Genomic DNA, 15568 nt, shown 5'->3' on the forward strand with positions numbered 1-15568 from the left:
CTCCCGTGTTCCCTGTCTCGTTCCGCATCTCGTTCCCCGTCTCGTGGAAGGACACCCCCGATGAGGGTGCTGCTGCTGGGTGCCGACGGCTATATCGGCCGTCGGGTCGCCGACCGTCTGCTGCTGGACCAGGACCTCCAGGTCACGGTGCTCGGCCGACGCGACTCGGCCGACATCCGGTTCGACCTGTCGGCCGGCAGCCCGGGGGCGCTGGCCCGCTTCCTGGACGCGGTGGCGCCGCAGGTGGTGATCAACTGCGCCGGTGCGACCTACGGCACCTCCCGGGCGCTGATCCGCGCCAACGCCCTTGCGGTGGCGACGGTCTGCGAGGCGATCCGGCGCAGCCGGCAGCCGGCCCGGCTGGTGCACGTCGGGTCCGCGGCGGAGTACGGCCCGGTCCAGCCCGGCGCGCCGATCTCGGAGACCGTTGAGCCGCGCCCGGTCGGGCCCTACGGCGTCTCCAAGCTGACCGGGACGGAGCTGGTGACCTCCTCCGGGCTGGACGCCGCAGTGCTGCGGGTCTTCGACGTGGTCGGCCCCGGCGCTCCGGCGGCCTCGCTCTTCGGCCGGCTGGCCGAGGGGCTGCGCCGGGCGCTGGAGCAGCAGGAGAACCAGGTCCGGATGCCGGACCTCTCGGCGTTCCGCGATTTCGTGGACGTCCGGGACGTCGCGCTGGCGGTCCGGGCGGCGGCGGTCTCGGCGGCCACCGGAGTGATCAACATCGGCAGCGGCCACGCCGTCCGCTCCAGGGACGCGGCGTACCTGCTGGTCCGGGCCTCGGGCTTCGAGGGGACGCTGGCCGAGGAGACCAGGACGGTGCTGCTGCCGGCCCAGCCGGTCGGCGATCTCGGCGGCTCCGAGCGGGTGCCCGCCGAGCCCCGGCCGCTCGCCGAGCCGGTGCCCTGGCGGCAGGCCGACGTCCGTACGGCGCGCGAGCGGCTCGGCTGGCGGGCCTGCACGCCACTGGAGGAATCGCTCGGCGACGTCTGGCTGGAGACGGCCTGCCGGGTGTGAGCCACCGGGGCGGGCGACCGGTGGCGGCTGCGGTCCGTCTCCGCAGGTCCCACGATCCGGCGCGACGCGTCTCGCCTGTCGGACCTGCTGTCTCGGAATAACGCGAGCGCGTGACACTGTTGGCGTAGTAGTCACCACCGAACTGACGACCATCGGAGTCCCCGTGTCGCTGCCACCCCTGGTCGAGCCGGCTGCCGAGCTCACCGTCGACGAGGTCCGCCGGTACTCCCGCCACCTGATCATCCCGGATGTCGGGATGGCCGGGCAGAAGCGGCTGAAGAACGCCAAGGTGCTCTGTGTCGGCGCCGGCGGCCTCGGGTCCCCGGCGCTGATGTACCTGGCTGCGGCCGGCGTGGGCACGCTGGGCATCGTGGAGTTCGACACCGTCGACGAGTCCAACCTCCAGCGCCAGATCATCCACGGCCAGTCCGACATCGGCCGTTCCAAGGGCGAGTCCGCGCGTGACTCGGTCAAGGAGATCAACCCCTACGTCAACGTGATCCTGCATGACGAGCGTCTCGACAACGACAACGTCATGGAGATCTTCGCCGGCTACGACCTGATCGTGGACGGCACCGACAACTTCGCCACCCGGTACCTGGTGAACGACGCCGCGGTGCTGCTCGGCAAGCCCTACGTGTGGGGCTCGATCTACCGCTTCGACGGCCAGGCCAGCGTCTTCTGGGCCGAGCACGGTCCCTGCTACCGCTGCCTCTACCCGGAGGCCCCGCCGCCAGGCATGGTCCCCTCCTGCGCCGAGGGCGGCGTGCTCGGGGTGCTCTGCGCCTCGATCGGCTCGATCCAGGTCACCGAGGCGATCAAGCTGCTGGCCGGCATCGGCGAGCCGCTGGTCGGCCGTCTGATGATCTACGACGCCCTGGAGATGAACTACCGCCAGGTCAAGGTCCGCAAGGACCCGGACTGCGCGCTCTGCGGCGAGAACCCGACGGTCACCGGCCTGATCGACTACGAGGCGTTCTGCGGCGCGATCTCGGAGGAGGCCCAGGAGGCCGCCATGGGGTCGACCATCACGCCCCGGGCGCTCAAGGAGATGCTCGACAACGACGAGAAGATCTTCCTGATCGACGTCCGCGAGCCCGGCGAGTACGAGATCGTCAACATCCCCGGTGCCACGCTGATCCCCAAGAACGAGTTCCTGATGGGTGACGCGCTGGAGCGGATGCCGCAGGACCGGAAGATCGTCCTGCACTGCAAGACGGGCGTCCGCTCGGCCGAGGTGCTGGCCGTGCTGAAGGCGGCGGGCTTCTCCGACGCCGTGCACGTGGGCAGCGGTGTGGTCGGCTGGGTCAACCAGATCGAGCCGCACAAGCCGGTCTACTAAGCGTTTCCGCAGTACGACGGCCGCGGGCCGGGCCCCTTCGCGGGGGCCCGGCCCGCGGCCGTTCGGCGTCCGGCTACATCGCGCCTTTGCGCTGCAGGAAGGTGTAGGCGATCCAGCCCGGCAGCACCGGGAGCCAGAAGGTGAGCGCCCGGTAGAGGAAGACGGCCGAGGTCGCGGTCGCCGCCGGCAGCCCGCCCAGGCCCAGCGCACCGATCAGGGCGATCTCGACCGGCCCGATCCCGCCCGGGGTCGGCACGGCCGAGCCGGCCGCGTTCGCGGTCAGGAAGATCACCGCGACGGTCGCGTAGCTCATCGACCCGCCGAAGGCCCGCACCGAGGCGTCCAGGCAGGCGGTGAAGGCCAGGGTCAGCAGCAGGATGCCGCCGAAGCCGGTGACCAGCTTGCTGGGTGTCTGCATCAGGTCGAGCATCCGGGGCACCACGCCGAAGAAGAGCGAGCGGACCCGGGTCACCACGAAGCGGCGCAGCGGCGCGACCGCCGCGATCACCAGCGCCAGCACGGCGGCCGTCAGCACGCCGATGATCACCGCCCGCTGGCTGCCGAGGTCGCCGTTGGCCTGGCTGCCGGTGATCAGGCCGAAGCCGAAGAGCAGCAGCAGGTGGCCGCCGAGGCCGGCCAGCTGCGAGGCGCCCACGCTGGCCACCGCCTGGCCCGGTCGGATGCCGGACTTCTGCAGGTAGCGGGTGTTCAGCGCGATGCCGCCGATCGCCGCCGGAGCCACCAGCTTCACGAAGGAGCCGGCCAGCTGGGCGGCGACCGTCCGGCCGAACGGCAGCTTCTCGGGGACGAATCCGGTCAGGCTCATCGCCGCGGCGCCGTAGCTGGCAGCAGCGGCGGCCAGCGCGACCGAGGCCCAGCCCCAGTTCATCTGGGACAGCTTGAGCTGGCCGGGCTGGATGGTGGTCACCGCGAGGTAGGCCGCGAAGGCCAGCGCGATCACCATGATCAGGCTCTTCGGCTTGAGCCGTTCCAGCTTGGCCGGAGCGAGCGGCGCCTCCGGCACGATCTCCAGGATCTGCGCGCGGATCCGGCTGAGCAGGTCCTCGCCGGCCGCGGCGATGTCCTCCTCGGCCTCCTCCTGGGTGCGCTCGCCGGCCGCCACCTGCTCCAGCGCGAGCGCCTGGGCCGCGGCCTTGCGCTCCTTGGTCAGCCGCACCAGGTCCGCACGGGTCTGCCGGCTCAGCCCGACCGGCTGCAGCAGCGGCAGCGCCACAGCCACCCGGTCCGGGCCCAGCACCCGGTTGGCGGTGGCCACCGTCCGTTCCGGGCCGATCCGCAGCGCGAAGGTGGTGAGCAGCTGGGCGGTGTCGATCCGCAGGGTCAGGTCGCCGGCCGCGATGTCGCCGCCGGAGAGGTTGACCAGCGCGCCGGTCTTCTCGTCCACGACCAGCAGGGACTCGCCCGTCAGCCGGCGGTGCGCGATCCGGCGCTGGTGCAGCACGGCCATCGACTGCCAGAAGGAGGCCATCACCTCGTCGGTGATCTCGCTGTCCGGCAGCTCGTCGAGGGTGCGGCCCTCGACCTTCTCGTAGACCAGGACGGCCGCGTCCGGGCCGAGCTCGGAGGTGGCCACCAGCTGCGGGGCGTGCGCGCCGGCCGCCGCCGCCGCGTAGGCGATCAGGGCCTCCTGCTCCAGCGCCTGGCGCAGCGACTGCGGGCTGCGCCGCACGGCCACCGAGCGCAGCAGCAGCCGACGCCAGACCCGGTAGAAGAAGCCGGAGGCCTGCTGCTCGCGGTCGATGATGTGGACGTCGAGGGTCGGGCCCTCGTTCTGGTTGACGTAGTAGCGCCGCGTCCCGCCGGGGGCGTCGGGGGCGCGGTGCGCGCCGCTGGGCGCGAAGCCGACCTTGCGCAGGCCCAGCATCAGGTGCTGGCCGGTTGGGCGGATGTTGGGCGAGCCGATCGCGTACAGCGTCCCGTACGCCACCGACCAGCCGATCAGCACGGTCAGCAGGAGGGAGAGCGGGGTGGTGTAGCCGCTGATCAGCTCGGTGGCGCCGCTGAGGACGACCACTATCCACAGGGCGACCCGCCAGCGCGGTCTACTGACCATCCCGACCGCCGTCATATAGGCGATCACCGGCGCGAGGTAGCCGTGCACCGGATCGGTGAGCGAGCCGTTGCCGGTCTCCGGGAGCCGGGTCAGCGCGGTTCTGATGGCGTTCGAGGCACCCTCGGCCACCCACCAGTCGACGGCCAGCGAGACACCGTAGGCGAGCACCGAGGCGAGCACGCCGTCGGCGACCCGCAGTCCGTCGCGCTTGATCAGCCGCTCGACCGCGAAGGCCACCGGCACGGCCAGCACGGCGATGCTGGAGACCAGGCTGCCGACCGTGCTCAGCCAGGCCGGGATGTGCTTGATGTTGACGTTGATGTCGCTGGCGATGCCGCTGGTGGTCGACTTGGCGATGCCGGCCAGGACGAACAGGGCGATGATGCCGAGCAGGCCGGCCAGCAGGCGGATCAGGTCGGAGGGGCGGTGGGCGCGCGCCGCGAGCAGCGGCTCGTCGACGGCGAGGTCCTCGCCCTCGGGCTCGGGCTCCCAGTGCGGGTGGCTCGGCTCGGGGGTGCTGGGCTCGGGGGGGCTCGGTTCGGGGGCGCTCGGTGCGGGCACGGCCGACCGGACCGGCTTCACCAGGGAGACCTTCGGCTCGCCGACGACGGGTAGAGCGGTGGTGGGCTCCTCTGAGCCCTCGTCCACGTCCACGTCAGCCGTCCCGGTCATCTGGTCTTGTCCTCGTATCACCACTCACCGCCTCGAAGATGGTGGCATGCCGGGTCGCCCGCTGCTGGACAGGGGCCGTACTGGGCGCGGCGAATCCGGCCCTCGCGGGCCCGCCGCCCGACCGGATGCGGAAGAATGCCGGAGGTGACGTCGACCAACGAGGACCGTGTCCCGGGCGGTGAGCTGCCCCCGTTCGCCGAGCTGGTGCTCGACCTGATCGAGCGCATCCCGCCGGGCCGGGTGATGACCTACGGGGATGTCGCCGAGTACCTGGAGCAGGGTGGCCCGCGCCAGGTCGGGCGGGTGCTGGCCCTGTACGGCGGCGCGGTGGCCTGGTGGCGCGTGGTGCGTGCGGACGGTGCGCTGCTGCCGGGTCACGAACAGCGGGCGCTGGCCGCCTACCGGGTCGAGGGTACGCCGCTGCGCGTCGGCCGGGGCCCCGCCGCCGGATCGCGGGCGGCCGAGAGCCTGCCGCGGGTCGATCTCAAACTGGCCCGCTGGGACGGGCGGTAACGGAAGTAGTTGCACGGACACAGTGCGTATCCTGCGCCGGTCAGAGTGCACTCATTCGTGTGACCGGGCGCACCCCGTCCGGCGCACGCCGGTTGGTCTCGTAGGCTCGGTGGTCCGAACTCTCCCCCAGGACCCCGGTGACCTCTCCCTACCGTTTGGTGCGCAGCCCGCTCACGCCGCCCGCCCCGCCCGTGCTGGATCCGTACCAGCAGGCCGTGGCCGAGCACGTGGGCGGGCCGCTGCTGGTGCTGGCCGGGCCGGGCACCGGCAAGACCACCACGCTGGTGGAGTCGGTCGCCCGGCGGATCGAGCGCGGCACCGACCCGGAGCGGATCCTGGTGCTGACCTTCAGCCGCAAGGCCGCCATGGAGCTGCGCGACCGGATGGCCGTCCGGCTCGGCAGCGCTCCGCAGACCACCACCTTCCACTCCTTCTGCTACGCCCTGCTGCGCGCGCACCAGGAGCCGGAGCAGTACGCCGAGCCGCTGCGGCTGCTCTCCGGTCCCGAGCAGGACGTGATGGTCCGCGAGCTGCTGGCGGGTGACGCCGAGGACGCCGCGCTGGGTGTGGGGAGGATCAGCTGGCCGCTCGACCTGCGAGCCTGCCTGACCACCCGCGGCTTCGCCGACGAGGTCCGCGCGGTGCTGGCGCGCAGCCGGGAGCTGGGCCTGGGGGAGGCCGAGCTCGCCCGGTTCGCGGACGGCGTGCAGCGTCCGGACTGGGCCGCCGCCGCGCACTTCCTGGCCGACTACCTGGACGTGCTGGACCTGCGCGGGGTGCTGGACTACGCGGAGCTGGTGCACCGGGCGGTGCTGCTCGCCGAGCGTCCCGAGGTGGACCTGCGCGACCGCTACGACGTGGTCTTCGTGGACGAGTACCAGGACACCGACCCGGCCCAGGTGCGGCTGCTGCACCAGCTGGCCGGCGGCGGGCGCGACCTGGTGGCGGTCGGCGACCCGGACCAGTCGATCTACGCCTTCCGCGGCGCGGACATCAACGGGATCCTGGACTTCCCCGACCAGTTCCGGCAGGCGGACGGCCGTCCGGCCGAGGTGAAGGTGCTGCGGGTCTCGCGGCGCTCGGCGCCCGTGCTGCTGGCGGCCTCCCGCGAGCTGGCCCGCCGGATGCCGATGGGCCGGCTGCCCTCGGACAAGCTGGCGCAGCACCGGGCGCTGCTGCCGGCCCGCGAGGGCGGCGGCCGGGTCGAGGTCTACAGCTACCCCACGCCCGGCACCGAGCTGGAGAGCATCGCCGATCTGCTGCGCCGCGCGCATCTGGAGGACGGTGTGCCGTGGGGCGAGATGGCGGTGCTGGTCCGGGCCGGCGCCCGGGCGATACCCGGGGTGCGGCGCGCGCTGAGCGCGGCCGGTGTGCCGCTGGAGATCGACGGCGACGACCTGCCGCTGCGCGAGGAGCCCGCGGTGGTCCCGCTGCTGCTCGCCCTGCGGGTCTGCGCCCAGGGCGCCGCGTACGAGAAGTCGGGAGGGCCGACGTCCGAGGCCTCAACCTTCGGCTGGGACGACCCGCTGACCGCGGACGTCGCGCACACCCTGCTGACCGGCCCGCTCGGCGGCCTGGACGGCTCCGACCTGCGGCGGCTGGGCCGCGCGCTGCGCGAGGAGGAGCGGGCCGCGGGGGCGGAGGTGATCCGCTCGGCCGACGAGCTGGTGCGCGAGGCCCTCGCCGAGCCCGGACGGCTGGTCGCCATGGACCCCGGCTACGCCCGCCGGGCCCGCGACCTCGGCTTCCTGCTCCGCAAGGTCCGCGAGCACCTGATCGGCGGCGGCACCGCCGAGGAGGCGCTCTGGCTGCTCTGGGACGGCAGCCCGCGCTGGCGCGAGCGCCTGGAGCGCTCGGCGCTGCGCTCCGGAACCGTCGGCCGCAACGCCGACCGCGACCTGGACGCGCTCTGCGCCCTCTTCGAGACCGCCGCCCGCGCCGAGGAGCAGATCACCGGCCACCGCGGTGCGCTCGACCTGCTGGCCGAGCTGGAGGCGCAGGACATCGCCGCCGACACCCTCACCGTCCGCACCGCCCGTCCCGAGGCCGTCCGGCTGATGACCGCCCACCGGTCCAAGGGCCTGGAGTGGCGGCTGGTAGTGGTGGCCGGCGTCCAGGAGGGCCTCTGGCCCGACCTGCGCCGGCGCGGTTCGCTCCTGGAGGCCGACCGGATCGGGCGCGACGGCCTGGCCGAGCCGCTCACCCCCGGCGCGCTGCTGGCCGAGGAGCGCCGGCTCTTCTACGTCGCCGTCACGCGGGCCAAGGAGCGCCTGATCGTCACCGCGGTCAAGGCCCCGGCCGAGGACGGCGACGAGCCCTCCCGGTTCCTGCGCGAGCTCTACCGCGAGGAGCTGGACCCCCGCTCGGGCAGGGTGCTGCGCCGTACCCCGCAGGTGGTCGTCGAGGACGTCACGCACCGCCCGCGCCGTCCGCTGGCGATCCCCGCCCTGATCGCCGAGCTGCGCGCGGTCACCGTCGACCCGGCCCGCTCGCCCGAGCTGCGCCGCACCGCCGCCGAGCGGCTGGCCCAGCTCGCCGCCGCCACCGACGAGGACGGCGTGCCGCTGGTCCCCGCCGCCCACCCGGCCCGCTGGTGGGGGATGGCCGATCCGACCGGCAACCCCGTCCCGCTGCGCGAGCCCGACCAGCCCGTCCAGCTCTCCGGCAGCGGCCTGGAGCAGCTCGACTCGTGTGCTCTGCAGTGGTTCCTGGCCAAGGAGGTCAAGGCGCAGACGGCGACCTCGGGCGCGCAGGGCTTCGGCAACGTCGTGCACGCGCTGGCCGACGAGGTCGGCTCCGGCCGCACCCCGGCGGACCTGGCCGTCCTGATGGAGCGGCTGGACACCGTCTGGGACGCGCTGGCCTTCGACGCACCGTGGAAGGCGGACCAGGAGAAGGCGCAGGCCCGCGCCGCGCTGGAGCGATTCCTGCACTGGCACGTGCTGGAGCGCGGCCGCGACACGCTGGCGACCGAGCACCCGTTCGACCTGACCCTGCCGGTCGGCGAGGTCTCGGTGCGGATCCGCGGCGTGATGGACCGGGTCGAGCAGGACGCCGCGGGCCGGGCCTACGTGGTCGACTTCAAGACCGGCAAGCAGCCCCCCACCGACAAGTCGCTGCCCGAGCACCGGCAGCTGGCGGTCTACCAGCTCGCGGTCCGCGAGGGCGCGGTGGACGAGCTGACCGGCCGCCGCCCGGAACTCGGCGGTGCCGAGCTGGTGCAGCTGCGGATCGACGACAAGCGGGATGCGGCCGCGCCCAAGGTGCAGCAGCAGGGCCCGCCGGACGGTGACCCGTGGATCGAGAACCTGCTCGCCGACGCGGCCGGCCGGGTGCTCGCCGAGCGCTTCGTGCCGACCACGAGCACCGGCTGCGACCGCTGCTCGTTCCGCAGCAGCTGCTCGGCCCAGCGCGCCGGCCGCCAGCTGATCGATTAGGTCGGCTGACACCGGCTCCGGTTACCGTTTCCTCATGCTCAGCCACCCCGACCAGCTCAAGGAGCTGCTCGGCATCCCCTTCAACCGGGAGCAGATGCAAGCCATCGGCGCCCCGCTGGAGCCTGCCGTGATCGTGGCCGGGGCAGGTTCGGGCAAGACCACGGTGATGGCCGCCCGGGTGGTCTGGCTGGTCGGTTCGGGGGCGGTGCGGCCCGAGGAGGTGCTCGGGCTGACCTTCACCAACAAGGCCGCCGCCGAGCTCTCCGAGCGGGTCCGCACCGCGCTGGCCCGGGCCGGCGTCCGGGAGGACGCCGAGGAGGCCATGGGGGAGCCGGAGATCTCCACCTACCACGCCTTCGCGGGCCGGCTGCTGAAGGACCACGGCCTGCGGATCGGCATCGAACCGGACGTCCGGCTGCTCGCCGACGCCACCCGGTTCCAGCTGGCCGCCCGGGTGCTGCGCACCGCCCGTGGGCCGTTCCCGCACCTCAAGGACACCTTCAGCACCCTGGTCGCGGAGATCACCGCGCTCGACGCCGAGCTGGCCGAGCACCTGGTGGACCCGGACGCGCTGCGCGACTTCGACACCGGGCTGCTGGACGAGCTCGCCGCCGCCAAGCTGACCAACGCCGACCTGCGCGCCGTCCCGGAGGCCGCCGCAGGCCGCCAGGAGCTGCTGCGCCTGGTCGAGGAGTACCGCCGCCGCAAGGCCGCCGCCGGCCTGATGGACTTCGGCGACCAGATCGCCGCCGGCGCCCGGCTGGCCCTCCAGCGCCCGGTGGTGGGCGAGCTGCTGCGCGGCCAGTTCAAGGTGGTGCTGCTGGACGAGTACCAGGACACCTCGGTCGCCCAGCGCCTGATGCTGGCCGGGCTGTTCGGCCAGCACGGCCACGCCGTCACCGCGGTCGGCGACCCCTGCCAGGCCATCTACGGCTGGCGCGGCGCCTCGGTGGCCAACCTGGACGACTTCCCCGAGCACTTCCCGCAGGCCGACGGCACCCCCGCGCTGCGCTACGCGCTCAGCGAGAACCGCCGCAGCGGCGGGCACCTGCTGACCTTCGCCAACGGCCTGGCGGCGCCGCTCCGGGCCATGCACGAGGGCGTCGAGGCGCTGCGCCCGGCGCCCGGCGCCGAGCTGGACGGCTTCGCACGGGTCGCGCTGCTGCCCACTCACGCCGAGGAGGTCGGCTGGCTGGCCGACTCGATCGCCCACCTGGTGCGCACCGGCACCGCGCCGGGCCGGATAGCCGTGCTCTGCCGCGGCAGCTCGGTCTTCCCGGACGTCCACGCGGCGCTGGTGGCACGGCAGATCCCGGTCGAGGTGGTGGGCCTGGGCGGCCTGCTGCAGCTGCCGGAGGTGGCCGACCTGGTCGCGGTCTGCGAGGTGCTGCAGGACCCGACGGCCAACGCGGCGCTGGTCCGGCTGCTGATCGGCCCGCGCTGGCGGATCGGCCCCCGCGACCTGGCGCTGCTCGGCCGGCGGGCCGCCGAGCTGGTCCGCACCGCCCGTCCGGCGGACGGCGCGGACCCTCTGAGTGCGGCCGTCGCCCACGTCGATCCGACCGAGGTGATCTCGCTCTCGGACGCGCTGGAGACCTTCCTGGACGCCGCCCAGCAGGGGGGCACCTCCCAGCCGGAGGCTGGGGGAGAGCTGCCGTTCTCGCCGGAGTCCCGGGTGCGCTTCGCCCATCTGGCCCGGGAGATCCGCGAGCTGCGCCGGATGCTTGCCGAGCCGCTGATGGACGTCCTGCACCGGGTTCTGACGGTGACCAACCTGGAGGTCGAGCTCTCGGCCTCCCCGCTGGCGCTGGCCGCCCGCCGCCGGGAGACCCTGCACGGGTTCCTGGACGTCGCGGCGGGCTTCGCCGACCTGGACGGCGATCCCGGCCTGGCCGCGTTCCTGGCCTTCCTGCGGGCCGCCCAGGACTACGACAGCGGTCTGGACAGCAGCCTGCCCGGCGGCGAGGACACCGTGAAGGTGCTCACCGTCCACAAGTCCAAGGGCCTGGAATGGGACGTGGTCGCCGTTCCCGGCCTGGTGGCGGGCGCGTTCCCGAGCAACCGCTCGCGCGAGCGGTGGACCAGCCGCCGGCACGTCCTGCCGCACGCCCTGCGCGGCGACGGCGCCACGCTGCCCGTCGTCCCGGCCTGGACGGCCAAGGGTATGACGGCCTTCCGGGACGGGCTGAAGGACCAGACGGTGACCGAGGAACTGCGCCTCGGGTATGTGGCGTTCACCCGCCCGCGCTCGCTGCTGCTGGCCTCCGGCCACTGGTGGGGACCCAGTCAGAAGACCCCGCGCGGGCCCTCCGACTTCCTGGACGAGCTGCGCGTCCATGCCGGCCGGCCGGGCTGCGGCGAGGTCGAGCACTGGGCCGAGCCGCCGGTGGACGGCGCCGAGAACCCGGCGCTGGACCAGTCGGTGGAGACGGCCTGGCCGCTGCCGCTGGATCCGGCCGCCCAGTTGGCCCGGCGCCGGGTGGCCGAGGTGGTCAATCGCCGGCTGGCCGGTCAGCCCGCGCCGGCGCCCGAGCGCCTGGCGCCCGAGGAGCAGCGCCAGGTGGCCTCCTGGGACCGCGACCTGAGCGCGCTGCTCGGCGAGTTGGAGCGCTCCCGGCGCACCGTGCGCGACGTGCCGCTGCCGGCCTCGCTCTCCGCGTCCCAGCTGATGCGGCTGGCCGCCGACCCGGACGGCTTCGCGCACGAGCTGGCCCGCCCGCTGCCCCGCCCGCCGCAGCCCGCGGCCCGCCGCGGCACCCGCTTCCATGCCTGGGTCCAGGCCCAGTTCGCACCGCTGCCGCTGCTGGAGGCGGAGGCGCTGCCCGGCGTGGACGAGGACGGCATCGAGGACGAACACGACCTGGAGCAGCTCAAGGAGGCCTTCCTGCGCGGTCCGTACGCGACCCGGACGCCGTACCGGGTGGAGGCGCCGGTGCAGTTGCTGCTCGCGGGGCGGGTGGTGCGCGGCCGGATCGACGCGGTGTATCGGGAGCGTGACGACGACGCTGGGTCACCAGGGCTGCCCCGCTACGAGTTGGTGGACTGGAAGACCGGCCACGAGGAGAGCGCCGACCCGCTGCAACTGGCCATCTACCGCGTCGGCTGGGCCGAGCAGCAGCGGCTTCCGCTGGAGCAGGTCACCGCCGCCTTCTGCTACATCCGCAGCGGTCGGATCGAAAGACCGGTGCGACTTCCTGACCGGAAAGAGTTGGAAACGCTTCTGATCGGGAACAGTGACTATTAGGTCACAGAGAGCATCCAACTCGTCACGGAGTCGCGCGAAACCAGTGCGCTGTGTGCGTTTCGCGCCTATTGTGGGGTCGGTAACCGGTCACTCGTGTCTTCCGGCCGTCGGACAGGCCCCGATCATCACCCTCAGTCATCGTCGCTGGTGTCCCCACGACATCGGGCGCCTTCTGCTGGAGAAACCGAAGTTGAGCGCGACCGGATGGTTCAGAGAGCGGTTCGCCGGCCCCACCCCCGGCCCGGCCACCGTCCGCGCGACGGGGACCTGGCCCAGGACCGCGCTGGCCCTGCCGTTCATCGGGATGGCCCTGGTGGTCTTCCTGGACTACTTCAGCAATACCGAGGTCACCGTCGAACCCGCGCTCACCGCGGTGCCGGCGCTGGCCGCGATCGTCAGCCGCCGGGTCTGGTACCCGCTGCTCACCGGGGTGCTGGCCGAGGTCGCCGCCTTCGTGATGGCCACCTACAACAACGTGCTGGGCGAGTCCGTGCACAGCGCGACGGTCTTCGCGGTCGCCCTGGTCACCGCGATCAGCTGGGTCAGCGTCATGCTCCGGGTCCGTCAGGAGCAGGCGCTCGCCGACGCCCAGTTGGTGGCCGAGGTCGCCCGCCGGGTGCTGCTGCGCTCGGTCCCCGACCGGGTGGGCAGCGTGCGGGCGGCCGTGCACTACGCGGCGGCCGCGGCGCACGCCCGGATCGGCGGTGACCTGTACGAGGTGGTCAACACCCGGCACGGGGTGCGCGCGGTGGTCGGCGACGTCCGCGGCAAGGGGCTCAGCGCGGTGGAGACTGCCGCTGCCGTGCTGGGCGCGTTCCGCGAGGCGGCGCACCAGGAACCGGCGCTGGACAAGGTGGCCGGCTGGCTGGCCGTCAGCCTGGACCGCGCGCTGCACGAGAACGAGCACCCGGGCGTGGAGGAGGAGTTCGTCACCCTGGTGCTGATCGGGGTCTGCCCGGACGGCACCGCGGAGATCGTCAACTGCGGCCACCCGGCACCGCTGCTGCTGCGCGGCGACGGACCGGCGGTGGCCCTGGAGCTGGACGAGACGGTGCCGCCCCTGGGCGTGCTGGACCCCAGGGACGTCCACCCGCCGGTCCAGCGCGTGCCGTTCGAGCCGGGCGACCGGGTGCTGCTCTTCACCGACGGCGTGATCGAGGCCCGCGACCGGGCCGGCCTCTTCTACCCGCTCGCCGACCGCCTGCCCGGCTGCGCCACCGGCGGACCCGCCGACGTGCTGCGCCAACTGCACGCGGACGTGGTGCGGCACGTCGGCAAGCAGCTTGGCGACGACGCGGCGATGCTCCTGCTGCAGTACGAGCCGCTCCCGGGCGGCTCCCAGCTGCCGCACCAGAACGCCCAGTTGGCGGCCCGTCCGAGTTAGGGCCTGTCTCACAATTCCCGCCGGGCGCGCGACGCCGGGCATCCCGCCTGGACGCACCGGCGGATCATCCAAGTACGACCCAGTACGAGGACGACCCGCCGGCACGCCCAGCCGGGCGCCCAACGCCGCGCGCTGATCCGCCGGGAATTGTGAGACAGGCCCTAGAGATCCACCTCCACCACCAGCGGCCGGTGGTCCGAGACGCCGACCCGGGGCGCCGAGACCGAGCCGACGGCGGTGTGCGGGACGCCGACCGCGAGCACGTGGTCGAACTGCACGGCCGGGCGGTGCGAGGGGTAGGTGGGCGTGCGGGCCAGGTCGTGCCAGCCCTGCAGGCGCGGACGCGGCTCGCGGGCCCGGCGCCGGCGCGGTTCCCCGGCCGCGCCGAGCGCGCGGCGGGCGGCGCGCAGTTCGCGCAGCTGCCGGCGCGAACGGGCGCTGCGGTCCAGCGCGCTGGCCCCGCCCAGCACCGTTCGCGGCACGGCCCCGACCAGGTTGAAGTCGCCGAGCACCAGGTAGGGCCGCGGCAGATCGGCGATCCACCGCCGGATGCCGGCCAGTTGGGCCATGTTCCAGCCCGGCACGAAGGAAAGGTGGGTGGCGACCACCGTGAACGGACCGTTCGGGCCCTCCAGGACGGCGGCCAGCGCGGCCCGCGGCTCGTCCGGAACCGGCGTCAGGCCGCGCCGGCCGGCCACCCGCAGCGGTAGGCCGAACGGAGCGGGCGCGAACCGCCGGGCCTGCCAGTGCCGGACCGGCAGCCGGGTGAGCAGGGCCGTGCCGTAGGAGGGCTGGTCGACGGCGCTGCCGACCTCCTCCGGTCCGTAGACCCGCAGTTGCGGCACCGAGGGGTCGCGCAGCCAGCCGGCCACCGGCGCCGGGCGACCGTGCAGCGCGGCGGCGAAGCGCCAGTCGGCGGCGCCCATCGCCTTGGCGGCCACGGCCGTCTGATCGGTCAGTCCGGAGCGCTCCTGGAAGCGGTCGACCTCCTGGATCGCCAGCACGTCGGCGTCCAGTGCGGCGACCGCCTCGTGCAGGGGGTCACCGGCCCCGGCGGGGTAGGGCAGCGGGCTGCCGTCGGCGGCCAGCGGCTGGCCGTGCAGCAGGTTGAAGGTGGCGATGCGCAGATTGCTCACACCGCACGACGGTACGCCCTGGCGGTGACGCCGAGGGTCGCGGCTTGAGCCTTGACCGCATACCGGGTATACATACTCAGTATGTCCATCCGTCACGGCCTGCTCGCCCTGCTCGACCAGGGCCCGCGCTACGGCTACCAGCTCCGCGTCGAGTTCGAGGCCCGCACCGGTGCCACCTGGCCGCTCAACGTCGGCCAGGTCTACACCACGCTCGGCCGACTGGAACGGGACGGCCTGGTCGTCCCGGACAGCGAGGACGAGGAGGGGCACCTCTTCTACGCCGTCACTGATAAGGGACGTGCGGAACTGCGCTCCTGGTTCGACACCCCGGTGCCGCGAACCAGCCCGCCGCGGGACGAACTGGCGATCAAGCTCGCGATGGCCGTCACCGTCCCCGGAGTGGACGTGCACGCCGTGGTCCAGGCCCAGCGCCGGCACAGCATCAAGGCGCTCCAGGACTACACCCGGCTGAAGGCGAGGGCGCTGGCGGGGGAGTCGGCGTCCAGCGGCGGGGACGGGCGTTCGGACCTGGCCTGGCTGCTCGTCCTCGACCAGCTGATCTTCCAGACCGAGGCCGAGGTCCGCTGGCTCGACCACTGCGAGACCCGGCTCGCCCACTACAGCGAGCGGCAGGCCGACCAGCCCGCCGAGAGCGCCGCTTCCGAGGCCCCGAAGGGCCGGCGCCGTACCCGGGCCTGACGGCCCGCCCACACTCTGAACCACGGAACCGCTGGGGGAACCTTGACCGACAC

Annotated in this window: 9 protein-coding genes; 7 read left to right on the forward strand and 2 right to left on the reverse strand. The window is 73.6% G+C overall.

The window, feature by feature from the left end:
* Positions 1-60: 60 nt before the first annotated feature.
* Entirely contained in the window at positions 61-1014 is a 954-nt protein-coding gene (locus P3T37_RS22345; RefSeq protein WP_280725552.1) for an NAD(P)-dependent oxidoreductase, read from the forward strand.
* A gap of 163 nt (positions 1015-1177) precedes the next feature.
* Entirely contained in the window at positions 1178-2356 is a 1179-nt protein-coding gene (gene moeZ, locus P3T37_RS22350) for an adenylyltransferase/sulfurtransferase MoeZ (RefSeq protein ID WP_280725553.1), read from the forward strand.
* A gap of 73 nt (positions 2357-2429) precedes the next feature.
* Here moeZ and P3T37_RS22355 read toward each other — a convergent pair whose 3' ends face one another.
* Complete coding sequence (locus P3T37_RS22355; RefSeq protein WP_280725554.1) at positions 2430-5102, reverse strand: lysylphosphatidylglycerol synthase transmembrane domain-containing protein; 2673 nt, start codon at positions 5100-5102, stop codon at positions 2430-2432.
* 144 nt (positions 5103-5246) lie between these two features.
* Here P3T37_RS22355 and P3T37_RS22360 point away from each other — a divergent pair, with 144 nt between their 5' ends.
* The 4 genes from P3T37_RS22360 to P3T37_RS22375 all read left to right on the forward strand — a co-directional run bounded on the left by P3T37_RS22360 (position 5247) and on the right by P3T37_RS22375 (position 13680).
* Positions 5247-5615: an MGMT family protein gene (locus P3T37_RS22360; RefSeq protein WP_280725555.1), complete on the forward strand. Its 369-nt coding sequence runs from the start codon at positions 5247-5249 to the stop codon at positions 5613-5615.
* A 137-nt stretch (positions 5616-5752) separates the two neighbouring features.
* On the forward strand, positions 5753-9052 hold the full coding sequence (locus tag P3T37_RS22365) for an ATP-dependent DNA helicase (protein ID WP_280725556.1): 3300 nt from the start codon (positions 5753-5755) through the stop codon (positions 9050-9052).
* Between the two features lie 34 nt (positions 9053-9086).
* On the forward strand, positions 9087-12296 hold the full coding sequence (locus tag P3T37_RS22370) for an ATP-dependent DNA helicase (RefSeq protein WP_280725557.1): 3210 nt from the start codon (positions 9087-9089) through the stop codon (positions 12294-12296).
* A gap of 190 nt (positions 12297-12486) precedes the next feature.
* Complete coding sequence (locus P3T37_RS22375) at positions 12487-13680, forward strand: PP2C family protein-serine/threonine phosphatase (protein WP_280725558.1); 1194 nt, start codon at positions 12487-12489, stop codon at positions 13678-13680.
* 161 nt (positions 13681-13841) lie between these two features.
* Here P3T37_RS22375 and P3T37_RS22380 read toward each other — a convergent pair whose 3' ends face one another.
* Entirely contained in the window at positions 13842-14816 is a 975-nt protein-coding gene (locus P3T37_RS22380) for an endonuclease/exonuclease/phosphatase family protein (RefSeq protein WP_280725559.1), read from the reverse strand.
* An 81-nt stretch (positions 14817-14897) separates the two neighbouring features.
* Between P3T37_RS22380 and P3T37_RS22385 the strand changes: the two genes are divergently transcribed.
* On the forward strand, positions 14898-15515 hold the full coding sequence (locus P3T37_RS22385; protein ID WP_280725560.1) for a PadR family transcriptional regulator: 618 nt from the start codon (positions 14898-14900) through the stop codon (positions 15513-15515).
* Positions 15516-15568 lie beyond the last annotated feature (53 nt).

The sequence above is a fragment of the Kitasatospora sp. MAA4 genome (assembly GCF_029893355.1).
Classification (GTDB): Bacteria; Actinomycetota; Actinomycetes; order Streptomycetales; family Streptomycetaceae; genus Kitasatospora.

What these genes read in the sequence shown, in the direction of transcription:
- P3T37_RS22345 (WP_280725552.1), top strand. Translation starts at nt 61, where the DNA reads ATGAGGGTGCTGCTGCTGGGTGCCGACGGCTATATCGGCCGTCGGGTC.
- P3T37_RS22355 (WP_280725554.1), bottom strand. Translation starts at nt 5,102, where the DNA reads ATGACCGGGACGGCTGACGTGGACGTGGACGAGGGCTCAGAGGAGCCC.
- P3T37_RS22370 (WP_280725557.1), top strand. Translation starts at nt 9,087, where the DNA reads ATGCTCAGCCACCCCGACCAGCTCAAGGAGCTGCTCGGCATCCCCTTC.
- P3T37_RS22385 (WP_280725560.1), top strand. Translation starts at nt 14,898, where the DNA reads ATGTCCATCCGTCACGGCCTGCTCGCCCTGCTCGACCAGGGCCCGCGC.